The following is a 21,050-nucleotide window of genomic DNA, read 5'->3' on the forward strand; positions in this document are numbered from 1 at the left end:
CGGCACGGACGACGGCGGCGGCGCCCGCGAGGACGACCCCCGCGCAACGAACGGAACGACCGAAACAGAAGGTGACCACCATGGACAAGCCAGTCGTCGCAATCGTGCGGCCCTTCACCTCCGCGGCGATGGTCGCTCCCGCGCTCCGGGAGGCGGGGTTCAGCCCGGTGGCCGTGATGGACTACACGGGACCCGCGCTCGCGCCGCTGCACTCCTCGCACGACCCGGGCAACTACGACGCGGTCATCAACCACCACGGCGACATGGCCGAGACGATCGCCCGGCTCGGCGCGCTGAAGCCGATCGCCGTCATCCCCGGCGTCGAGGCGGCGCTGCGGCTCGCGCAGGAGTGCTCGGACGCCCTCGCGCCGGATTTCTCCAACGTCCCGGAGCTGGTCGACGCCCGGCGGCACAAGTACCTCATGCACCAGGCCCTGGCCGAGGCGGGGCTGCCCGTCCCCCGGCAGATCTCCACGACCGACCCCGACGAGGTCGCCGCCTGGATCGAGCGGGAGGGTCTCGCCGGAAAGGACCTCGTCGTCAAGCCGCCGACGAGCGCCGGAACCGTCGGGGTCAGCCGCGCGCCCGGCGGGCAGGGGTGGCGCGAGCAGTTCACGGCCATGCTCGGCACCCGAGACAAGCTCGACGTGCTGGCCGAGGAGGTCCTCGTCCAGGAGATGATGACCGGCACCGAGTACGCCATCGACACCGTCAGCCACGACGGCCGGCACTCGATCACCGACATCATCCGGTACCGGCGGGTCCCGTTCGGCGAGGGCATCGCGGTGTACGACTTCGTCGAGTGGCTCCCCTACGACACCGACGCCTACGGCGAGCTGATCGACTACGGGCTCGCCGCGCTGGACGCGGTGGGGCTGCGCAACTGGGCGGCGCACACCGAGATCATGATGACCCCGGACGGGCCGCGCCTGCTGGAGGTCAACGCGCGGCTGGCCGGCGCGGGCAACCCCGCGGTGACCGAGATCGCCACCGGGGAGAGCCAGGTCACGAGGATCGTGGACGTGTGCCGCGGCCTCGGCCCGCAGGTGCCGCCCGGCTACACGCTGCGCCGCAACGTCATGGCCGTGTTCCTCATGTCGCATTCCACCGGGATCGTGCGCAACGCCGAGATCTACGACCAGGCGCGCGACCTGCCCAGCTACCACTCGCCGGTGCACCTGGTGAGCACCGGCGACCGCGTCGACGCCAGCACGGACCTGTTCGCGAGCATGACGATGGGCTACATCATCCTCGCCCACGAGGACGCCGAGCAGATCTACGCCGACCGCGAGGTCATCCGCAAGATCGAGAAGGACCTGGTCGTGGACGTGGAGGAGACCGCCTGATGGTCACCGCGAAGTACATGGCGGCGGCCGCCGAGGGGCCCCTGCGCGACGTCATGTCGGAGGTCGAGTTCCCGCCCGTGTTCGGCCAGGCGTGGGGCAAGTACCTGGGGACGCGGCCGCTGCTGTCGTCGGAGGCGCGGACGCGCCAGGCCGCGGACGACCTGGCCGGGCTGTTCCGGCTGATGGCGTCCCTGCCGGACCGGCTGTTCGACGGCGACCGCCGCAAGTTCTGCGCCGCGATCGGAGCGGACGCGCGCCGCACCGACCTCATGACCCGGTTCGACGCGGAGCCCGTCCTGTGGGGTCGGGCCGATCTCTACGACGACGGCTCGCAGTTCCGGCTGCTGGAGTTCAACATCGGCAGCGAACTCGGCGGCGTCGACATGAGCGAGGTCAACCGCACCCTGCTCGGCCACATGGAGTTCGCCGCGTTCGCCGACGAGCACGGCCTGTCGAGCGTCGACACTCCGGCGGCCATAGCGCGGCATTTCGTCGAGGCCACGCAGAAGGAGGCGCCCGTCGTCGCCACGCTTGAGGCCGTCGACGGGATGGCGGCGTACGAGGGGCTGCACCGCTCCTTCCAGGAGTCGATGAAGCGGTGCGGCATCGAGCTGCTCATCGGCGAAGTGCACCAGGTGCAGGAGAGGGACGGCCGGCTGTACCTGCACGACCGCCCGATCGACCTCGTCCTGCGGTACTTCTCCGCCCACCAGATGGCGAGGGACCCGCGCAACGACGAGCCCGTCGAGACCATCATGCGCGCCTACGAGGAGGGCAGGGTCGTCCTGTGGACCCCCCTGACGGCGTCCATGTTCAGCTACAAGAGCTGCCTGCCTCTCGTCTCCGATCCGGCCATGCGCGCGGACCTGTCGCCGGACGAGAACGCCCTGATCGACCGGATCCTGCCGTGGACGCGCACCCTCACCCCTGACCTCGCCGACCAGGTCCGCGCCGAGCGGGAGGAGCTGATCCTCAAGCCGGTCGCGGGCCTTTCGGGACGGGGCGTCCGCGCGGGCTGGGACCAGACCGACCGCGAGTGGGCCGAGACGGTCGCCGACTGCCTGAAGGAGGACTACATCGTCCAGCGCCGCGTCGTCCCCGTGAGCGAGCCGATGCTCAACGCGGAGACCGGCGCGGTCGAGGACTGGATCGCCGTCTGGGGCCTCTTCGTCTTTCCGGACGGCTACGGCGGCGCGTTCTGCCGGACCGTCCCCTCCGGCGGGGCGTCCGTCGTCAACCTCGGCACCAAGGGCGCGAGGATGACCTCGGCGTTCCACTACTGATCCCCGGGGGAGCGCCGCGGGTCCGGCTTTGCAATGCGTGCCAGATTCGCGGCGCTCTCCTTTTTGTCCATTTTCGCTATTTCTGGGCGGCGGAGGCCTGGTTAGCATCACGCTGCCACCCTCACCGGAGAGGACCCCCGCCATGCACAGACGCATTCTCGGAGTGCTCGCCGCGGCCGCCGTCGGCGCCGCGGCCCTGACCGCCGGCGCCTCCACCGCCTCCGCGGCCGCCACCGTCTCCGTCGCCGCCGCCGCTCCCGCGCGCCCGGCCCCGCTCAAGGCCGTCGACTTCACCGGGATCGTCGCCCTCAGCAACTGCTCCGGCTCGCTGGTCCGCACCCCGACCGCCGCCGACAGCGACCCGGCGCTCGTGCTCACCAACGGCCACTGCTACGAGGGCGGCATGCCGAGCGCCGGCCAGGTGATCACGAACCGCCCGTCCAGCCGCACGTTCAAGCTGCTCAACTCCAGCGGGTCGGGCACGCTCGGCACCCTGCGCGCCACGACGGTGCTGTACTCCACGATGACCGACACCGACGTGACCCTGTACAAGCTCAACCGGAGCTACGCGAGCATCCAGCAGTCCTACCGGACGCCGGCGCTCCAGCTCTCGCTCGACCACCCCACCGCCGGTGCCGACGTGCGCGTGGTCTCCGGCTACTGGCGCAAGATCTACTCCTGCGCCATCGACGGGTTCGCCTACCGCGTCCGCGAAGGGGAGTGGACGTGGAAGGACTCGATCCGCTACACCCCCGAATGCGACGTCATCGGCGGCACGTCGGGCTCCCCGCTCGTCGACGCCTCGACCGGCAAGGTCGTCGGCGCGAACAACACCATCAACGAGGACGGCGGCCGCTGCACGCTGAACAACCCGTGCGAGGTCGACGAGTCCGGCAACATCACGGTGCACCCGCACATCGGCTACGCCCAGGAGACCTACATCCTGGCCGCCTGCATCGGCCCCGGCAGCGTCCTCGACTTCAACCGCCCGGGCTGCCTGGTCCCGCGCCCCACTGGCTGACCCGCCGCCGCGCTCACGCGGCCGCGACACCGAACGCAAACCTGCCCTGGACGGGGCGGCGCACCCCTCGCGCCGCCCCGTCCGGCCGTGTCCGGGGCGAGTGACCCAACTAACGACCGCTCGTAGTACTACAGCTCGTAGTATTTCTGACAGGATGTAGTACTACAGCTTGTAGTACTTGAGCGGGAGAGGCCTGCGCCCATGGACACCGTCGACATAGCCCGGTGGCAGTTCGGGATCACCACCGTGTACCACTTCCTCTTCGTCCCGCTCACGATCGGGCTGTCCGCACTGGTCGCGGTGCTCCAGACGGCCTGGCTGCGGACGGGGAAGACGGCGTACCTGCGCGCCACCAAGTTCTGGGGCAAGCTCTTCCTGATCAACTTCGCGATGGGGATCGTCACCGGCATCGTGCAGGAGTTCCAGTTCGGAATGAACTGGAGTGACTACTCCCGGTTCGTCGGGGACATCTTCGGGGCGCCGCTCGCCATCGAGGGCCTGCTCGCCTTCTTCGTGGAGTCGACCTTCCTCGGCCTGTGGATCTTCGGCTGGGACCGGCTGCCGAAGCGCCTGCACCTCGCCTGCATCTGGATCGTGCACGTCGGGACGCTGCTGTCCGCCTACTTCATCCTCGCCGCGAACTCCTGGATGCAGCACCCCGTCGGCTACCGGATCGACCACGAGTCCGGACGCGCCGTCCTCACCGACTTCTGGGCCGTCCTGACCAACTCGACCCAGCTCGTCGCGTTCCCCCACACGATGACGGCGGCGTTCGCCACCGGCGGCATGTTCATGGCCGGCGTCAGCGCCTGGCACCTGGCCCGCCGCAGGAACGTCGAGGTGTTCCGGCCGTCCCTGAAGCTCGCCCTCGCCGTCACCGCGATCGCGTCCATCGGCGTCGCGATCACCGGCGACCTGCAGGGCAAGGTCATGACCGAGCAGCAGCCGATGAAGATGGCCGCGGCGGAGGCCCTCTACGAGACCGAGCAGCCCGCGTCCTTCTCGATCTTCACCGTGGGGACGCTGAACGGCGACGAGGAGGTCTTCGGGATCAAGGTGCCGCGGGTGCTGTCCTTCCTCGCCACCGGCACCCTCGACGGCGAGGTCAAGGGCATCAACGACGTCCAGGCCGCCGAGGAGGCGCGCTACGGCGCCGGCGACTACCGGCCGATGATCCCGGTCATCTACTGGAACTTCCGCGTCATGGTCGGCGCCGGGATGGTCATGGCGCTGGTCTCGCTGGCCGGGCTGTGGCTGCTGCGGCGCGGCCGGCTCCCCTCCAACCCCTGGGTCTACCGGATCGGCATCCTGTCGCTGACCCTGCCCTTCATCGGCAACTCCGCCGGATGGATCTTCACCGAGATGGGGCGGCAGCCCTGGTCGGTGTTCGGCGTGCTGAAGACGGCGTCGAGCGTCTCCCCCGGCGTGACGGCCACGTCGATGCTCATCTCGGTCGTGTCGCTGACCGTGCTCTACGGCGTCCTCCTGGTCATCGAGACCGGGCTGATGCTCAAGTACGCCAAGGCCGGGCCGCCGTCCGAGGACGAGGTGCTGCCGCCGCCGTCCGACGGCCCCGGATCCGACTCCGACTCCGAGCGCTCGCTCGCGTTCGCCTACTGAGGCCCCGTCATGGAACTCACCACCGCCTGGTTCATCATCATCGCCTTCCTGTGGACGAGCTACTTCTTCCTGGAGGGGTTCGACTTCGGCGTCGGGATGCTGCTGCCCGTGCTCGGCCGCGACGACGTCGAGCGCCGCGTCGTCATCAACACCATCGGCCCCGTGTGGGACGGCAACGAGGTGTGGTTCATCGTCGCCGGCGCCGCCACCTTCGCCGCGTTCCCCGAGTGGTACGCCACCCTGTTCAGCGGCTTCTACCTGCCGCTCCTCGCGATCCTGCTCGCGCTGATCGTCCGCGGCGTCGCGTTCGAGTACCGCGGCAAGCGCGACGACGCCCGCTGGCGGTCCCGCTGGGACAAGGCGATCTTCTGGGGCAGCCTCGTGCCCGCGTTCGTGTGGGGCGTCGCGTTCGCCAACATGGTGCGGGGCGTGCCGCTGGCCGCCGACCACGAGTACGCCGGATCGCTCGCCGACCTCCTCAGCCCGTACGCGCTGCTCGGCGGGCTCACCACCGTGACGCTGTTCCTGCTGCACGGCGCGGTGTTCCTCGCGCTCAAGACGTCCGGGGGCGTCCGGGCGCGGGCACGCCGGATCGCGGAGTTCGCCGTGGTCGCCGCGGTCGTCACCGGGGGCGGGTTCCTGCTGATCACCCAGCTCCAGTACGGCAAGCCCGTCACCTGGCTCACCGCCGCGGGCGCCGCCGCCGGCCTGCTCGCCGCCGCGGCGGCCAACCGGCGCGGCCGCGAGGGCTGGGCGTTCATCGGGACCGGCGCCGCCATCGTGCTCGCCGTCGCGACCCTGTTCCTGGCGCTGTTCCCGGACGTCCTGCCGTCCACGCTCGGCACCGGCGGCCTGACCACCGCGAACGCCGCCTCCTCCGGCTACACGCTGAAGATCATGACCTGGGTGGCCGTGGTGTTCACCCCGATCGTGATGATCTACCAGGGCTGGACGTACTGGGTCTTCCGCAAGCGGATCGGCACGTCCCACATCCCCGTGAAGCAGCCGGTCGCATGAAACCCCTCGACCCGCGGCTGCTGCGCCACGCACGCACGACGCGCCCCTTCCTGGCGGCGTCCGTGCTGCTCGGCACGGCCACCGCCGGGCTGATCATCGCGCAGGCGACGCTCCTCGCCGACATGCTCACCCGCGCCTTCCTGGGCGGCGCCTCGCTCGGCGACCTGCGCACCCCGCTGCTGCTGCTCCTCGCCGTCGTCCTCGGGCGGACGCTCGTCGCGTGGCTCCAGGAGGTCGCCGCGCACCGCTCGTCCGCCGCGGTGAAGTCGCAGCTGCGCGGCCGGCTGCTCGCCCGCGCCCTGGCCCTCGGGCCGCGCTGGCTGTCCGGCGAGCGCAGCGGCGAGCTCGCCACCCTCGCCACCCGGGGGATCGACGCGCTGGACGACTACTTCTCCCGCTACCTGCCGCAACTCGTCCTCGCGGTGATCGTCCCGGTGGCGGTCGGCGCGCGGATCCTGCTGGGCGACTGGCTGTCCGCCGTGACGATCGCGGCGACGCTGCCGCTCATCCCCGTCTTCGCGATCCTGGTCGGGCTCACCACCCAGCGCAGGATGGACCGGCAGTGGCGGACGCTCTCCCTGCTCGCCGCCCACTTCCTGGACGTCGTCGCCGGGCTGCCCACGCTGAAGATCTTCGGCCGGGCCCGCGCGCAGGCGGACCGGATCCGCGAGATCACCGACCGGCACCGCCGCGCGACGATGTCCACCCTGCGGATCGCGTTCCTGTCCGCCCTCGTCCTCGAACTGCTGTCCACCCTGTCCGTCGCGCTGGTCGCCGTGTCGATCGGGCTCCGGCTGGTGGAGGGCGGCCTCGGGCTGGAGACCGCGCTGCTCGTCCTGATCCTCGCACCGGAGGCCTACCTCCCCCTCCGCCAGGTCGGCGCGCAGTACCACGCGAGCGTCGAGGGCCTCACCGCCGCCGCGCGGATCTTCGAGGTCCTCGAGACGCCGCCGCCGCCCGCCGGGACGCGGCGGGACGTCCCCGACCCGAACCGCGCGACGCTCCGCCTGGACGGCGTGACGGTGACGTACCCCGGCCGCGACGTCCCCGCCCTCGACGACTTCTCGCTCACCGTCCACCCGGGCGAGACGGTCGCGCTCGTCGGTCCGAGCGGTGCGGGCAAGTCGACCGTGCTCTCGGTGCTGCTCGGCTTCGTCCGGCCGGACTCGGGCCGCGTCCTGGTCGACTGGGACGATCTCGCCGACCTCTCGCCGGACGCCTGGCGGGAGCGGATCGCCTGGGTGCCGCAGCGCCCGCACCTGTTCGCCGGCTCCGTCGCCGCGAACATCCGCCTCGGCCGCCCGGACGCCTCCGACGCCGAGGTCCGCGAAGCCGCCCGCGCCGCCAACGCCCTCGCGTTCGTCGAGGCCTTGCCATCGGGCTTCGACACGCCTCTGGGCGACCGCGGCGCGGGCCTGTCCGCGGGCCAGCGGCAGCGCATCGCCCTGGCCCGCGCCTTCCTCCGCGACGCCCCGCTCCTCCTGCTGGACGAGCCGACGTCCAACCTGGACGCCGAGAGCGAGGCCGCCGTCCTCGACGCCGTGCGCCGCCTGACGGCGTCCCGCACGGTGATCCTCGTGGCCCACCGCCCGGCGCTGGCCGCGATGGCCGACCGCACGGTCCCGCTCACCCCGGCCCTGGTGACGACATGAGCGCGAATGATTCACGTGAAACCTGCGGGCTCCCTGTGACGGAGGGCTCGGCCCGTGGCAACGGCTTCGCGGACGAGGCGGGGGTGAGGGCATGATCTTCCGGCTTCTCCGGTTCGCCCGGCCGGCGCGGGGGCGGCTCGCCCTGGCGGTGCTGTTCGGGGTGCTGGCGCTCGGCAGCGGGGTCGGGCTCATGGCGACGTCGGCGTGGCTGATCTCGCGCGCGGCGCAGCACCCGCCGGTGCTCATGCTGATGGTCGCGATCGTGGCGGTCCGCGCGTTCGGACTCGGCCGGGGCGTGTTCCGGTACGTCGAGCGCCTCGCCGGGCACGACGCGACGTTCCGGATCCTCGCCGACCTGCGGGCCCGCGTGTACGAGCGGCTGGAGCGGCTCGCGCCCTCCGGCCTCCCCGCCTTCCGCGGCGGCGATCTGCTGAACCGGCTCGTCGCCGACGTCGACGCCGTGCAGGACCTCTTCCTGCGGGTGCTGCTGCCCTGCACCGTGGCGGCGGTCGTCGGCGGGGCCTCCGTCGGACTCGCCTGGCTTCTGCTTCCCTCGGCGGGCGTCGTCCTCCTGCTGGCCTTGCTGCTCGCCGGGCTCGCCGCCCCCTGGCTGTCGTCCGTCCTCTCCCGCCGCGCCGAACGCCGCACGACCGACCTGCGCGGCGAACTCACCTCGCACGTCGTCGACACCTTGCAGGGCGCACCGGAGCTCATCGCCTACGGCGCCGCGCCTGAGCAGCTCGCCAAGGCCGCGCAACTCGATCGCGACTTCACGCGCGCCACGGCCCGTTCCGCCACGACCGCGGGGGCAGGCGCCGCCATCTCCGCCCTTGCCGGTGGTCTGGCCGTGTGGGGCAGTCTCGCCGTCGGCGTACCGGCCGTCCGCTCGGGAGCACTCGACGGCGTCCTGCTCGCGGTCGTCGTCCTCCTCCCGCTGGCCGCGTTCGAGGTCGTCGCCGGGTTGCCCATGGCCGCGCAGTACCTGGAACGTGTCCGCCGTTCGGCCGCGCGCATCTTCGCCGTCCTGGACGCCCCGCCCCCGGTGCGGGAGCCGGACGCCCCGGCCCCGCTGCCCGCGGCGCCCTACACGCTCGCGGTCGAGGACCTCCGAGCCCGGTGGACGCCCGACGCGCCCTACGCCCTCGACGGCGTCTCCCTGGACCTGGCGCCCGGCCGCCGTTGCGCGATCGTCGGCCCGAGCGGATCGGGCAAGACCACCCTGACCTCCGTCCTGCTCCGCTTCCTGGAACCTTCCGGCGGCCGGACGTCCCTCAACGGCGTGGACCTGCGCGCGCTCTCCGGCGACGACGTCCGGCGGGTCATCGGCCTCTGCGCCCAGGACGCGCACCTGTTCGACTCGACCGTCGGCGAGAACATCCGCCTGGCCCGCCCGGGCGCCACCGATGAGGAGATCCGCGACGCGCTGCGCCGCGCCCGGCTCCTCGACTGGGTCGAGTCCCTCCCGGACGGCCTCGAAACCCGCGTCGGCGAGCACGGCGCCCAGGTCTCCGGCGGCCAGCGCCAGCGCATCGCCCTGGCCCGCGCGCTCCTCGCCGACTTCCCGATCCTGCTCCTCGACGAGCCCGCCGAGCACCTCGACATCGCGACCGCCGACGAGCTGACCGTCGACCTCCTCACCGCCACCGAGGGCCGGACGACGCTCCTGGTCACCCACCGGCTCGCCGGCCTGGAGGCCGTCGACGAGATCATCGTGCTGGACGGGGGCCGCGTCGCCGACCGGGGCACCCACGCCGACCTCCTGGACCGCCCCGGCCCCTACCGCTCGCTCTGGCGGCGCGAGCAGGCCACCGCACCGGCTCCCCAACTCACGTGACCCGTCCACCGAACCGCCCGTTGCTCCTTTTCTGAGGAGTTCGGAGAACACGTCCCGGTCCGTCCGCATCACACGGAGTACAGGATCCAGTCGACGGATCGGGGGATCCCACAGATGAAGATCTTGCGCATCGCACTCCGGATCGCGATGGTGCTCCTCGCCCTGGCCACCACGATCGGCGCCCTGGACGCCGCCCGAGCCGCCGCTCCCGCCCCGCCACCAGCCGGAAGCGGCGCGAACAGCGAGCACGCGGACGTTCTCAGTACGCATTGACCGCGTCCCGGATCTGCTCTGCCAGCAGCCGGGGAGCGGAGGCGTGGGCGAGGTGACCCGTCGGCGAGCACGGTGCCGTCACGGTTGAGCTGGCGGTACCCCAAAAGCAGGTCCTTTCTCGCTGCGGTGACCCGGGCTGACGGCGGCGTGGGCTACTCCATTACGGCCGGGGCGGAGGACGCCGTCTTGGCGAGGTGACGGGCGGCGGCGAGCAGCAGGCGCTCGGCGCCCGGCCTGGCGATCAGTTGGACACCGGCAGGCAGCCCGTCGATGAGGGCGGCGGGCAGGCTGACGGCGGGGAGTCCGAGCACGCTCCACGGGCTGGTGAACGCCAGCAGCGCGGCCCGGACGTCGACGGGCGTCCCGTTCAGCGCCAGGCTCCGGGCGCCGAGCGGTGGGGGGACGACCGGAACGGTGGGCATGGCGAGGAACTCGAAGCGTCCGAAGAGGTCCGTCACCGCGCCCCGGACCCGCTCCCGGAGTTCGCGGGCCGCGGCGGTGTCCTCGGCGGTGAACCGCCCGGCGGCCCGCAGGCGGGCCAGGACCTCCTCGTCGTAGAGTTCCGGCGCGGCGGCCATCCGTTCCGCGTGGAGCCGGTGGACCTCGCCGCCCTGGATCGCGGTATAGGCCCAGCGCAACCGCGCGATGTCAGGGACCGTGACGTCCCGCACGAGCAGGGGTTCCACCACGGCGCGGGCAGCCGCGCTCACGCGCGGATCCACCGGGTGGACGGCGTCCGGCACCAACCAGCCGACGCGGGCGCCGGATATGTCCGGGGCCGGCGCGTCGCGTCCGACCAGTGCGTTCCACAGCAGCAGGCAGTCATCGGCGGTCCGCGCCATCGGGCCGACCGTGTCCAGAGAGGCCGAGACGGGGAAGACGCCGCCGGTCGGCACCGCGCCCAGGGTGGGCTTGAGCGCGACGATCCCGCAGCACGCGGCGGGGATGCGCACCGATCCGCCGGTGTCCGTGCCCACCGCGAGCGGCACGATGCCGGCGGCCACGGCCGCGGCCGACCCGCTGCTGGACCCGCCCGCGAGCCGCCCGTCCCCGTACGGATTGCGGGTCGCCCCGTTCAGCGAACGGTCGCCGGTCGGACCGAAGGCGAACTCGTGCGTCGCGGTCTTCCCGACGATGACCGCGCCGGCCGCGCGCAGCCGGCGCACGCACTCGGCGTCGTGCTCGGGCACCCGGTCCGCGTGGTGGCGCGAACCCATCGTGGTGCGCAGCCCGGCGGTGTCGATGACGTCCTTGACCGCCACGGGGATGCCGTGGAGGGGGCCCCGGTCCAGGCCCGCGGCCAGTTCCCGTCCGGCGCGCTCCGCCGCCGCGCGCGCCCCGGGCCCGTCGAGCGTGACGAACGCGTTGAGCGCTTCGAGCCGGGTCGCTTCGGCCAGTGCCCGCTCCACCAGTTCGCCCGGGGACGTCCGCCCGTCCCGCAGGGCGCCGGCCAGTCCCGCGACCGTATGCCGGGCGAACCAGCCCGCCCCCGGCGGCAGGCCGATCACGCCGGCCTCCCCGCGTCGCCCCTTCGTGCCACGGCTCGCCTCTTTCCCCTCGACCGGGTGGATCATTTGGTGACCCAAACGATTGGGTCAAACGTTTGGGTTGTATAAAAGACACCGGACGGCGGCCCTGTCAAGGGCGCGGTGACAGGAGGGCGGACGAGTGGCCCGGAGCGACCGGCGGCGGCCCGCGACGCTGCGGACCATCGCGCAGGCGGCGGGCGTCGACGTCTCCACGGTGTCCCGGGTGCTCAACGGTTCCGCCGAGGACGCCCAGCGCGCCGCGTCCCGCGAGACCGCCGAGGAGATCCGGCGCTGGGCCGCCCGGCTGGACTACCGCCCCAACCCGCACGCCACCAGCCTGCGCACCCGGCGCAGCAACCTCGTCGGCGTCCTCGTCCCCCGGCTGTCGGACCTGGTGCTCGCCACGGTCTACGAGGGCATCGAGGACGCCGCCGCGCGGCACGGCCTCACCACCTTCGTCATGAACAGCCACGACCGGCCGGAGCAGCAGCGGGCGCGCACCGAACTGGCGCTGTCCCGCCACGTCGACGGCCTGGTCTTCGGTGACGCGCACACGGGCGCCGCCTTCCTCGACGAGTTCGCCGAGCGGCGCGTCCCGTTCGTCCTGGTCAGCCGGCACGCCGGCCGGCACCCGTCCGTCACCTGCGACGACCGCCTCGGCGGCCGTCTGGTCGCCGACCACTTCCTCGCCCTCGGCCACCGACGGGTGGGCGTCATCGCGGGCGAGCCCTTCGCCAGCACCGGCGCCGACCGCACCGCCGGCTTCGTGGACCGCTACCGGGAGGCGGGCTTCCCCGTGCCGGACTCCCACGTCGTCCACTGCGGGTTCGACGCGGCCGGCGGGCGCGACGCCGCCGAACGCCTCCTGCGCCACGACCCGCCGCCCACGGCCGTCTTCGCGGTCAACGACTTCGCGGCCATCGGCGCGCTCGGCGCCCTGCGCGACCACGGCCTGCGTCCCGGCCAGGACGTCGCGGTCGCCGGCTACAACGACACGCCCCTCGCGGCGGAACTGCCCATCCCGCTCACGAGCGTCGTCTCGCCCATGCGGGAGATGGGCGCGCGGGCTCTCGACCTGCTCGCCGAGCTGCTCGCGGGGCGGACGGCCCCGTCCGAGCGCCTGCGCCCCCGCCTCGCCGTCCGCGCCTCCACCGCACCGGGGACGGTCGAGGAGTCCTGACGGCAGGCCGCTGCGAAAAGCATGAAGACGCTGGCCGGCTTCGCCCGGCTCTTCGACCCGCTCATGAAATTCGTCGACCGGGGAGAGCGTTCGGCCATCGTCCTGCAGAGCCGTGCCGAGGACCCCGCCTACCTGGCGGCCCGCGGCGTCAAGAACCTGATCCGCTGACGGCGCCGCGCCCCCGGACCAGCGGCAGGAAGACCTCCTCCACGATCTCGACGAGCACGCCGTCCGGCACGGCCGGGACGCCCCGCGCCATGTACTCGTTGCGCAGCAGCGCCACGGGCGTGGACGCGACCCGCGGATGCAGCGCCTCGGGCGCGGCCTCGCCCCGCGCCACCGCCCGCCCGAGCACGGTCAGCCACGCCGCCTCGTAAGCGCCGCCACCGCCGCCCTCCCGCAGTTCGGCGAGCATCTCCGGCGCGCCCCCGGCCGCCGCGATCAGTCCGCGCAGGATCTCCCCGTACGGCGACGACCAGGTGCTGTTGGCTCGTCGCAGCAGGTCGAGCGCGTCGTCGCGGAGCGAACCGGTGTCCGGCACCGTGGTCTCCGCGTCGGCCAGCCGGCGGTACGCGGCGACCCCGAGCGCGACGCGGTTCGGCCAGCGGCGGTAGATCGCGTTCTTGTTCGTGCCGGCCCGCCGGGCCACCTCGTCCATGGTCAGGCCCGCCGCACCGGACTCCCGCAGCACCTCGGCCGCCGCCTCCAGGATCGCCTCCTCCAGCGCCGCCCCGCGCCGCCGCGACCCTCCGCTCCCGGCCATGCCTTCCCCTTCAGCTCCTTGGGTACGAAGCGTACGCCAAGAAAGCCGCATGCCCTTCTCTACCGCGGAGGCTATAGGGTACGTTGCGTACCCTAAATCTTCGGGAGGAACGACCATGCGCGTCTTCGGCATCAACTACGACACGGGGTTCACCAGCGCCGGGACCACCACCCGCGAGCCCTTCGACCCGGACACCGTCCGCCGCGAGATGGCCGTCATCCGCGACGAGCTGCGCTGCGACGCCGTCCGAATCACCGGCGGCCACCGCGACCGGCTGGAGACGGCCGCACGCCTCGCGGCCGAGGCCGGGCTGGAGGTCTGGTACTGCCCGTTCACCAACGACCTCACCCAGGACGAACTCCTCGACTTCCTGACCGACGGCGCGGCCCGCGCGGAGCGTCTGCGCCGCGACGGCGCCGAGGTGGTCTTCCTCACCGGTTCGGAGATCTCCATCTGCACCGCGGGCTTCCTCCCCGGCGACACGCTCCTCGAAAGGGCCGCCGTCCTGTCCGACCCGCAGCGGGTGCGCTCCGCGCTCGCCACTCTGCCCGCCGCGGTCAACGCCTTCCTCGGCAAGGCCGTCGCGGCCGTGCGGGCCGAGTTCGGCGGCCGGATCGGCTACGCCTCACTGCCCTTCGAAGGCGTCGACTGGACGGAGTTCGACGTGGTCGCCACCGACGCCGGCTACCGCGACGCACAGAACGCCGACCAGCTCCCGGCCGGGCTCCAGGCCCTGAAAGCGCACGGCAAGCCCGCGGCGGTCACCGAGTTCGGCTGCGCCCCCTACCGCGGGGGTGCCGCCATCGCGAGCCGCGGCGACGAGGTCATCGAATGGAACGACCGGGCCCGGCCCGCACGGTTCACCCGCCCGGTCGTCCGCGACGAGCAGGAACAGGCCGACTACCTGCGCGAACTCCTCGACATCTTCGAGGACTCCGGAATCGACGCGGCCTTCGCCTACACCTTCGCCCGCTACGACCTGCCCCACGCGGAAAGCGACGACCGCGACTTCGACAAGGCGTCCTTCGGCGTCGTGAAGGTCCTCCCGGAAGGCCGCACGAGCACCTCCCACCCGGGCCTGCCCTGGGAACCCAAGGCCGCCTTCCACGCCCTCGCGGAATACGGCCGCAACCGCATTCGCCCTGAGTAGCTAATCGCCGGGCGCGGGCGGCCGCGGATCCCGCCTCAGCGGCTCGTCCGCCGTTCCGAGCTCCCGGCGCGCGGCCTCCATGAACGCGAAACGGAGCTCACGCTTGGACTGCGCACCCGCGTCCTGTCCCCGGAGCAGCGCATGAAGGGCCAGGGTGTAGTCGTGAGCCGCTTGCGCGACCGAGGGCGAGCACACGAGTTCGAAGACCTTCTTGGCGAGCCAGAGCGAGTGCAGGTACTGCCACTTCTCGGACTCCTCGACTCGCTCTCCCATGGAGAGCCGATCCAGGAACAGTTCCACCTGCTGCGCCGCTGACAGGAACTCCATGAGCGCTTCCTTGCGCTCCGACCGTTCCGCACTCGCCTGCTCGAACCGCGCCCGCCGCGCCTCGACCCGCGTCGAGAGGTACTGCCCGATCAGCGTCCCAGCGGACCCGAGAGCCACCCCGGCCAGCGGCAGAACCGTCGTCGCCACACTCACCCCGCTGAGACGACCCACACCGAAAATCGGTTCCTTGCCGTGGCCGAGCGCGCCACCCCGCCGAACGTCCGCCGTTTGAGGGAGCGCCGGCCACGGCACGGTCTGGCCGTGGTGTCCTCTCGGTGCCTTCTAAGCTCGGTCACGTGCTGAGACTCGGATTCCCTGTGATCGGTGTAACCGACGTTCCCCGTGCCGTGACGTTCTGGACCTCCGCGCTAGACCTGGTCGCCTCCCCGGAATGGGAAGGCCCGAACTGGAAGACGCTGAATCACGCGGACGGATCGGGCCGGGCCCTGGGTCTGATGCGCAGCGAATCGCCCGTCGAGCCCCATCCCCGTCTCCATCTCGACCTGCTGGTGGACACCACCGCCGAGCAGGAGGCCGAGGTCGAGAGGCTGATCGGCCTCGGAGCGAGCAGGCTCGATTGGGATCTCTACCCCCCGAACCCCGACTTCGTCGTCCTCGCCGACCCGGACGGCAACCCCTTCTGCATCGTGGACCTGAGCCGGGCACCGTCCGGTTCAGCCTGACGGATACTCTGCCGTCGGTACTCGTTTGGGAAGAGCAGGACGGCTACGACCCAGCGTTGAATCCGTAGCAGTCCACCTGGTGCAGCGCCGTCATCGCCGGGGCCTCGTCGCACCGCTCATCGAGGGTCGAGCGATACCGCTGGAACGCCTCGATTCGCCGCAGGACCTCGGGACCGTCGTCCAGTTCGACGATGTCCATGAAAGTCACCTCGTCGTCGAGCCGAAAGGTCGCGTAGCGGAGGCCGTCCGGGCGGACCGCCCGAAGTTCCGCGTACACCTCCCGCAGCAGTTCCAGTTCGCGCTCCACCTGCTCCGGCTTGATCTTCCAGCGGATCATCACCTGCATCGCCGCCTCCTCACCTGGGCGTCAGCGGCCGCCGTCCCACCGCCCCGGACGGCGGCGGGGACTCCCGCACTCAAGTTCAGACGACAGCATGTATTCCAAAATACAAGCCGTCAAGCCAATTGCTAGGGTGAGGGGCCATGGCCACCCGCAAGTACGAGCAGCGCCTGCGCGCGGAGGCGGCGCAGGAGACCCGGCGCCGCATCCTCGACGCGGTCTACCAGCGGCTGCGCGAGGCGCCTTCGGAGCCGATCAGCATCGACCGCATCGCCCGCATGGCACGCGTGGCGCGTCCGACCGTGTACCTGGTCTTCGGCTCGCGCGCCGGGCTGTTCGACGCCGTCGGCGCCGACCTGCTCCAGCGCGGCGGATTCGGCCGCATGCTCCAGGCCTCCGCCCACCCCGACGCGCGGGAAGCGCTTCGCGGCAGCATCCGGGGAGTGGTCGAGATGTACGCGGCCCACCGCGACGTGCTGCGCGTCCTGCAATCAATGGCCATGCTCGACGCCAACGCGGTCGGCGGTGCGATCCAGCGAATGGAACAAGGCCGCGCCGGCGGCATGGCCGAACTCGCCCGGCACCTGGCCGATCAAAAGCTGCTCCGCCCGGACGTCGACACGGACCGGGCCACCGACGTCCTGTGGCTACTGACCGGCTTCGACAGCTTCGACCTGCTGCACACAGGCCGCGCCCTCTCCGTCGAGGAGACGGCGACAACCCTCACCACCACCGCCGAGCGCACCCTACTGACCTGAGCGACCAAGCCGCCCCCCGGACTGAGAGCACCTCTATCCACCTCGATGCAACCTTTGGCGGCGTAAGTTGATCAGAGCGAACACGAAACGAGTGGAGGTCCCGTGACTCTGGCACGGAAAGGCTCCCGGCGCATCGTGGTGGACGGGGTCGAGTATCGCTGGAAAGTGCGCGGTCGTCCCACGTACTGCCAGGGGCTGGGCTGGTCCCCACTGACCTTCGTCGCGGAGACCACGGAGTCACCCCGCGCACTGCTGGTCGTCGAGATGCCCTGCGCACATCCGAGCAACTGGGTGGCTCTCCCGTCGGGCGCAGTCCTTCCTCGGACGGTGGCCGAGGCGATCCGCACGGGATTGGCCCGCGGCTGGAATCCCACGTCTCCCGGCCCAGCATTCACACTGACCCTGGGCAAATCCGCTGTTGCGAGCGTCTGACCGCAGAGCCCAACGCCTCCGCAAGCCCGCGCACCCGAACGGGACGGCGCACTCGTCGAATCGGCCAGGCAGCCAGAACCTTGAAGGGCCGACCGCGGCGCTCGACGCGAAGGCCGAGGTGACCCCCGAGTTCGGCACGCTGGCGTCTGGCGGCCCCCGGCCCGGACGCCGACGGCGCCCACGGTGAGGTGGGCGCCGGGGGCCGCGGAGGGTTCAGTCCTGGTTCGATGCCCGTCGAAGGGGGTCGTTCCACCACTTCGGCCGCAGCTGGTCGGCGGGCTTGTTCGTCCACTCCGCCTGCTCGACGACCTCGGTGAACTCGGCGGTGCCCGGCCGCAGCGCCGCGTTGGCCGTGCCCGGGCTGATGACGATGCCCTGGCTGGCGGTCAGCCGCCCGGTCGCGGGGTCGATGAACAGCTGCCACTCGATGACGCCGTGCTCGCGGGTGGTCTCCCGCATGGCGACCGCGCGTCCGGTGCGGCCGGCCGGGTCGGTCGCGGTGACGACGCGAACGCCTTTCAGCGCGGCCAGGATCCGGTAGGTCGCGATCCGGACCCGGTCGCTGACCGGATCGTCGATCAGCAACTGCGGCGCGTGGACGAAGAGATAGAGGTCGGGGTTCCGAAGGCGCCTGTGGTCGAACCTGGTCGCGTAGTTCAGCAGTTCCGCGCGCAACTCCTCGGGGTCGGCCGGCAGGGCGCGGGCTTCCTCCGGACCGAAGTCCAGCTCACCGCCCTCCCTCCCCTCGGGACCTCGCCGCGGGATCACCAGCTCGTCGCCCTTGATCTTCTCTGCGAAGACCAGATCCTGCTGGTCGGGCCGGCCGTCCCGCTCCCAGGCGGCCCTGTCGCGGGGCCCGGCCGGCCTGACGTCGTCGGACTTGACCCGGTGGGGGTCCAGGCCGTCGTCGAGGTCGTTCTGGCCTTCATCGTTCCAGCCGTCGTCGACCTTGCCGTCCTTCGACACGACGCTGTAGTCGTTGCGCGTGACCACGATCTGGTAGGCGGTGCCGGGCTTCTTGATGGAAGAGATCGTCATGGCGAGGCCCCGGACCTTCCGCACGTACCAGATCCGCCCGTCGGTGATGTGCCTGGCCTTGGCGTCCGCGGCGGCGAGCAGGAAGTCGGAGGCGGGACCGCTCTGCGCGGCCAGCGGCTCGGGGTGATAGAGCGGGCGCGTCACCCAGGCGTGGTAGCCGCCCGCGGCGACCGAGACCGCGGTCGCCGCGCCGAGCACCGCCATGACGATCCGCCGCCTGCCCGGCCTCACGGCGTCCGGCCGCAGCCGCGAACCGAACCCGCGCTTCGCGGCGGCCTCCCGCTCCAGGCGCCGCCTGGCCTCCGTCACGGTGCTCGCCGCGGCCGGCCGCTCCTCGGCCAGGAACTCCTGGACGGCCGTCAACTCGTCCACCGGCGCCCGCCCGCCCGGAACGGGGCCATTCACGATGTCCATGGTCATGCTCCTTCGCGGTCGGTGTGCCGGGTGGGATCGGCGCCGCCCAGGGCGGCGCTCACCTTCTTGCGGGCCCTGCTGAGCCGCGAGCAGACGGTGCCGTACTTGACCCCCAAGGCCTGGGCGACCTCCGGGTAGGTGAGGTCTGCCAGCGCCACCAGCAGCAGCACGTCACGGTCACCGGGGGAGAGCGAGGCCAGCGCCGCCCCCAGCCGGCCGCCGACTCCGGCCGCCGTCACCTGGGAGGCCACCCGCTCCTCGTGGCTTTCGTGCGTCGCGGCACCCGCACCGCGGTCGGCGGCGCGGGCCAGTGCGCGGTACCGCCGGACCTCACCCCGGCGGTGCCGGCTCACCAACCGCGTGGCGATGCCGTACAACCACGCCCGCGCCGGCCCCTGCCCGGAGTCGTAACGGGCCCGCTTGCGGAAAGCGACCAGGAAGGTCTCCGACGCGATGTCGTCGGCGGCGTCCGCACCCAGCCGCCGGTCCACGTAGCGGTGGATCTCGGGGTAGTAGCGGTCGAAGATCTCGGTGAACCGATCCGGCTCGCGCTGGGACGCAGCGATGACCTCCGCGTCCGCGTCCTCGCGCACCTCCGGAACGGCTTCGGCGGCGCTCACTCCATCTGTCACCGGCCGCTCCGCTCTCGTACCCGCCCTCGAACGGCAGATGATGGCGCGGGCCGAGGACCGGCCGACTGACGCGAACTACTGCCCGGAGGACCGCCACCCGCGACCGCCCTCGTCCAGCGATGAACGTTCGTCATACCCTCTCTCGCCCAAACCCGCCCCACCCCTTCTCACCCACCCGCCATGCGCGCGGCAGCCCCGCCGTCAATCCAGCCTTCGGCCCGACATCGGACATGGGAGGAGCGCCGAACTAAGGTGGGCGAGGAGGGGTCAAGGGGTTTGCATTGGCATATCAGGTCACGTTCTTCGGCAAAGCAACAGGACAAGAAACCGGCGCGGCCGCCATGGACCATGTTCTGGACGCCATGCTGGAGAGCGGACCGCCTCTGCTCGGGGAATCCCTCGGCCCGCCCCCGCTCCAACTCGGCGAGTGGTCCGGTCCTGAGACCGAAGCCGTACAAAGCTTCAAACTGGCTACTGCGACCGAGGACATGAAGCCTGCCGCCGACTACCTCCTGTTGGAGATCCATGTCGGCATGCGGTCCATCGCTGAGACCGTGATAGCAGCAGACCCCGATAACGACCACGGCGTGTGGGGCAGCGATCTCCTAGCACTGGTCACATTGAGTGGTGACCGTCCGGACTGGCCACTGGTCCAACGGATATGGAAAACGCTGGAAGACCTGTGGCGCATAATGCCCTGGGACGAGATGTCCGGCTTCGACATCGCGGCCGAGACCCCATGGCCACTCCAAGGCAACACCCAGGCCTGAGCCCACGAGCGCGGCTTGATCAGCACCCGAGCAGTGGCCGGCCGCTGAGGGAGGCGCGGGTGCACCCCTCTGATGACCGGCACTCAGGAGGATGACGACCAAGGGGCCGCTCCCGGTGGCCCAATAGCCTGCCAAGGACATGGGCGCCAATCCAGGGCAACCACCGTGGACACCCCCTGCCCGGAACCTGGGTGCCCTGACGAAGGCGCTTCTGTGCGCCAGGCTGTTCTAGGCTCGCGGCATGCCGAGACCGCCAGAGCCGACTGATCCCGAATATGAGGCGAACCTGGGTCGGGTGGCCCTTTGGTTGAGTCCGGAGGACCTGGAGTTGTTGGGCGCTCGCTGCGTGTGCACTGACGCCGCTTCCGATGAAGAGCGGCGTCAGTGCGATCGCATACCGTTTCGTGCCCAGGCCGCGCTTCATAAGGCGGGCGTGAAGCGCGACAGTTCCTTCGACCAATGACAGGGTGGCGCAGCGCGACCAGGCGACCGCCCCTCGTATCCGGTGTTTCGGCAAGCGTGACCGCAAGGGCGTACCGGCTGCTGTGGGCGATCCTCATACAGCATTGACTTCTCGACGAGCCGCCGCGCTCAAGAGGGAGTCGTCCAGAACTTCGACGCTGGTGAGGTTCCCGGCGGAGGGAGGCGGGTCGAACGAGAGCCACACGGCGGGATCTCCTCGACGGGCCAGCGTCACGAGGTAGCCGGCCGGCGAGCCGAGGGGTGCTGTGAGGATGTTCCGGCACTCAGGACCGCACGGGCATCGGCCCATGTACGGCACCGTCCCCAGCTGCTCGACGATGGCTCCGCCCGCACGGTCGGCACGGAGCATCTCGACGAGGTCGGCGGCCAGGCCCGGCATGACGGTCGTCAGACGCGGCGCCGCTGAGGTCATATGCGGACGGTATTCCTTGACCTCGTCGCGCCTAACGGGACCGGCAGAAATCAGCGCGACGCTGCACTGCGGCGCAAACCCGTGACCGCATTC

Annotated in this window: 21 protein-coding genes; 14 read left to right on the plus strand and 7 right to left on the minus strand. The window is 71.5% G+C overall.

All coding sequences use genetic code 11. The annotated features are described in order from the left end of the window. Positions 1–80 precede the first annotated feature (80 nt). The 8 genes from K4S16_RS31580 (at position 81) to K4S16_RS44580 (ending at position 10,046) form a co-directional block, all read left to right on the plus strand. Complete coding sequence (locus K4S16_RS31580; protein ID WP_149262731.1) at positions 81–1,346, plus strand: ATP-grasp domain-containing protein; 1,266 nt, start codon at positions 81–83, stop codon at positions 1,344–1,346. Continuing rightward, the gene (locus K4S16_RS31585; protein ID WP_149262732.1) at positions 1,346–2,629 is read left to right on the plus strand and encodes a hypothetical protein; all 1,284 of its coding nucleotides are present in this window, start codon (positions 1,346–1,348) and stop codon (positions 2,627–2,629) included. The genes K4S16_RS31580 and K4S16_RS31585 overlap by 1 nt, the downstream gene beginning before the upstream one ends. Positions 2,630–2,771: 142 nt before the next feature. Next, entirely contained in the window at positions 2,772–3,650 is an 879-nt protein-coding gene (locus tag K4S16_RS31590; protein WP_149262733.1) for a serine protease, read from the plus strand. A gap of 201 nt (positions 3,651–3,851) precedes the next feature. Further along, positions 3,852–5,270 (plus strand): cytochrome ubiquinol oxidase subunit I, encoded by a 1,419-nt coding sequence (locus K4S16_RS31595; RefSeq protein ID WP_149262734.1) that lies wholly within the window; start codon positions 3,852–3,854, stop codon positions 5,268–5,270. A 9-nt stretch (positions 5,271–5,279) separates the two neighbouring features. Next, positions 5,280–6,287, plus strand: a complete 1,008-nt coding sequence (gene cydB, locus K4S16_RS31600; RefSeq protein ID WP_149262735.1) for a cytochrome d ubiquinol oxidase subunit II — start codon at positions 5,280–5,282, stop codon at positions 6,285–6,287. Continuing rightward, positions 6,284–7,939 (plus strand): thiol reductant ABC exporter subunit CydD, encoded by a 1,656-nt coding sequence (gene cydD, locus K4S16_RS45250; protein WP_200842234.1) that lies wholly within the window; start codon positions 6,284–6,286, stop codon positions 7,937–7,939. Before cydB ends, cydD begins: the two co-directional genes overlap by 4 nt. A 91-nt stretch (positions 7,940–8,030) precedes the next feature. Further along, on the plus strand, positions 8,031–9,773 hold the full coding sequence (gene cydC, locus K4S16_RS45255) for a thiol reductant ABC exporter subunit CydC (protein ID WP_200842235.1): 1,743 nt from the start codon (positions 8,031–8,033) through the stop codon (positions 9,771–9,773). Between the two features lie 114 nt (positions 9,774–9,887). Then, the gene (locus K4S16_RS44580; protein WP_160161096.1) at positions 9,888–10,046 is read left to right on the plus strand and encodes a hypothetical protein; all 159 of its coding nucleotides are present in this window, start codon (positions 9,888–9,890) and stop codon (positions 10,044–10,046) included. Between the two features lie 152 nt (positions 10,047–10,198). Here K4S16_RS44580 and K4S16_RS31610 read toward each other — a convergent pair whose 3' ends face one another. Next, positions 10,199–11,554, minus strand: a complete 1,356-nt coding sequence (locus tag K4S16_RS31610; RefSeq protein ID WP_235037192.1) for an amidase — start codon at positions 11,552–11,554, stop codon at positions 10,199–10,201. A 160-nt stretch (positions 11,555–11,714) separates the two neighbouring features. Here K4S16_RS31610 and K4S16_RS31615 point away from each other — a divergent pair, with 160 nt between their 5' ends. Both K4S16_RS31615 and K4S16_RS44585 read left to right on the plus strand, forming a co-directional pair. Further along, positions 11,715–12,755 (plus strand): LacI family DNA-binding transcriptional regulator, encoded by a 1,041-nt coding sequence (locus tag K4S16_RS31615; protein WP_149262737.1) that lies wholly within the window; start codon positions 11,715–11,717, stop codon positions 12,753–12,755. A 21-nt stretch (positions 12,756–12,776) separates the two neighbouring features. Further along, entirely contained in the window at positions 12,777–12,923 is a 147-nt protein-coding gene (locus K4S16_RS44585) for a hypothetical protein (protein WP_160161097.1), read from the plus strand. On the opposite strand, the gene K4S16_RS31620 is transcribed toward K4S16_RS44585, so the two are convergent. After that, entirely contained in the window at positions 12,904–13,518 is a 615-nt protein-coding gene (locus tag K4S16_RS31620) for a TetR/AcrR family transcriptional regulator (protein WP_149262738.1), read from the minus strand. The two genes, K4S16_RS44585 and K4S16_RS31620, sit on opposite strands and share 20 nt — an antisense overlap. 115 nt (positions 13,519–13,633) lie before the next feature. On the opposite strand from K4S16_RS31620, the gene K4S16_RS31625 reads away from it, so the two are divergent. Beyond that, on the plus strand, positions 13,634–14,668 hold the full coding sequence (locus K4S16_RS31625) for a hypothetical protein (protein WP_149262739.1): 1,035 nt from the start codon (positions 13,634–13,636) through the stop codon (positions 14,666–14,668). On the opposite strand, the gene K4S16_RS31630 is transcribed toward K4S16_RS31625, so the two are convergent. Beyond that, positions 14,669–15,142 (minus strand): hypothetical protein, encoded by a 474-nt coding sequence (locus K4S16_RS31630; RefSeq protein ID WP_149262740.1) that lies wholly within the window; start codon positions 15,140–15,142, stop codon positions 14,669–14,671. Positions 15,143–15,291: 149 nt separating this feature from the next. Here K4S16_RS31630 and K4S16_RS31635 point away from each other — a divergent pair, with 149 nt between their 5' ends. Then, a complete protein-coding gene (locus K4S16_RS31635) occupies positions 15,292–15,678 on the plus strand; it encodes a VOC family protein (protein WP_149262741.1) in 387 nt (128 codons plus the stop codon). Positions 15,679–15,721: 43 nt separating this feature from the next. Here K4S16_RS31635 and K4S16_RS31640 read toward each other — a convergent pair whose 3' ends face one another. Continuing rightward, on the minus strand, positions 15,722–16,024 hold the full coding sequence (locus K4S16_RS31640) for a hypothetical protein (protein ID WP_149262742.1): 303 nt from the start codon (positions 16,022–16,024) through the stop codon (positions 15,722–15,724). A gap of 137 nt (positions 16,025–16,161) precedes the next feature. Here K4S16_RS31640 and K4S16_RS31645 point away from each other — a divergent pair, with 137 nt between their 5' ends. After that, positions 16,162–16,776, plus strand: a complete 615-nt coding sequence (locus K4S16_RS31645) for a TetR/AcrR family transcriptional regulator (protein WP_149262743.1) — start codon at positions 16,162–16,164, stop codon at positions 16,774–16,776. Positions 16,777–17,421: 645 nt separating this feature from the next. Here K4S16_RS31645 and K4S16_RS31655 read toward each other — a convergent pair. Together K4S16_RS31655 and K4S16_RS31660 are read right to left on the minus strand one after the other, a co-directional pair. Then, a complete protein-coding gene (locus K4S16_RS31655) occupies positions 17,422–18,660 on the minus strand; it encodes a hypothetical protein (RefSeq protein WP_149262745.1) in 1,239 nt (412 codons plus the stop codon). Between the two features lie 2 nt (positions 18,661–18,662). Further along, positions 18,663–19,292, minus strand: coding sequence for an RNA polymerase sigma factor (locus K4S16_RS31660; protein ID WP_235037194.1), 630 nt, complete (start codon positions 19,290–19,292; stop codon positions 18,663–18,665). A 281-nt stretch (positions 19,293–19,573) separates the two neighbouring features. Between K4S16_RS31660 and K4S16_RS31665 the strand changes: the two genes are divergently transcribed. Further along, complete coding sequence (locus tag K4S16_RS31665) at positions 19,574–20,062, plus strand: hypothetical protein (RefSeq protein ID WP_149262746.1); 489 nt, start codon at positions 19,574–19,576, stop codon at positions 20,060–20,062. 556 nt (positions 20,063–20,618) lie between these two features. On the opposite strand, the gene K4S16_RS31675 is transcribed toward K4S16_RS31665, so the two are convergent. After that, positions 20,619–20,957 (minus strand): hypothetical protein, encoded by a 339-nt coding sequence (locus tag K4S16_RS31675; protein WP_149262748.1) that lies wholly within the window; start codon positions 20,955–20,957, stop codon positions 20,619–20,621. Positions 20,958–21,050 lie beyond the last annotated feature (93 nt).

Source organism: Actinomadura sp. K4S16, from assembly GCF_008327685.1.
GTDB lineage: Bacteria > Actinomycetota > Actinomycetes > Streptosporangiales > Streptosporangiaceae > Spirillospora.

What these genes read in the sequence shown, in the direction of transcription:
- K4S16_RS44580 (WP_160161096.1), top strand. Translation starts at nt 9,888, where the DNA reads ATGAAGATCTTGCGCATCGCACTCCGGATCGCGATGGTGCTCCTCGCC.
- K4S16_RS31585 (WP_149262732.1), top strand. Translation starts at nt 1,346, where the DNA reads ATGGTCACCGCGAAGTACATGGCGGCGGCCGCCGAGGGGCCCCTGCGC.
- cydD (WP_200842234.1), top strand. Translation starts at nt 6,284, where the DNA reads ATGAAACCCCTCGACCCGCGGCTGCTGCGCCACGCACGCACGACGCGC.
- K4S16_RS31640 (WP_149262742.1), bottom strand. Translation starts at nt 16,024, where the DNA reads ATGCAGGTGATGATCCGCTGGAAGATCAAGCCGGAGCAGGTGGAGCGC.
- K4S16_RS31620 (WP_149262738.1), bottom strand. Translation starts at nt 13,518, where the DNA reads ATGGCCGGGAGCGGAGGGTCGCGGCGGCGCGGGGCGGCGCTGGAGGAG.
- K4S16_RS31595 (WP_149262734.1), top strand. Translation starts at nt 3,852, where the DNA reads ATGGACACCGTCGACATAGCCCGGTGGCAGTTCGGGATCACCACCGTG.
- cydB (WP_149262735.1), top strand. Translation starts at nt 5,280, where the DNA reads ATGGAACTCACCACCGCCTGGTTCATCATCATCGCCTTCCTGTGGACG.
- K4S16_RS31625 (WP_149262739.1), top strand. Translation starts at nt 13,634, where the DNA reads ATGCGCGTCTTCGGCATCAACTACGACACGGGGTTCACCAGCGCCGGG.
- K4S16_RS31645 (WP_149262743.1), top strand. Translation starts at nt 16,162, where the DNA reads ATGGCCACCCGCAAGTACGAGCAGCGCCTGCGCGCGGAGGCGGCGCAG.
- K4S16_RS44585 (WP_160161097.1), top strand. Translation starts at nt 12,777, where the DNA reads ATGAAGACGCTGGCCGGCTTCGCCCGGCTCTTCGACCCGCTCATGAAA.
- cydC (WP_200842235.1), top strand. Translation starts at nt 8,031, where the DNA reads ATGATCTTCCGGCTTCTCCGGTTCGCCCGGCCGGCGCGGGGGCGGCTC.
- K4S16_RS31590 (WP_149262733.1), top strand. Translation starts at nt 2,772, where the DNA reads ATGCACAGACGCATTCTCGGAGTGCTCGCCGCGGCCGCCGTCGGCGCC.
- K4S16_RS31580 (WP_149262731.1), top strand. Translation starts at nt 81, where the DNA reads ATGGACAAGCCAGTCGTCGCAATCGTGCGGCCCTTCACCTCCGCGGCG.
- K4S16_RS31655 (WP_149262745.1), bottom strand. Translation starts at nt 18,660, where the DNA reads ATGGACATCGTGAATGGCCCCGTTCCGGGCGGGCGGGCGCCGGTGGAC.
- K4S16_RS31675 (WP_149262748.1), bottom strand. Translation starts at nt 20,957, where the DNA reads ATGACCTCAGCGGCGCCGCGTCTGACGACCGTCATGCCGGGCCTGGCC.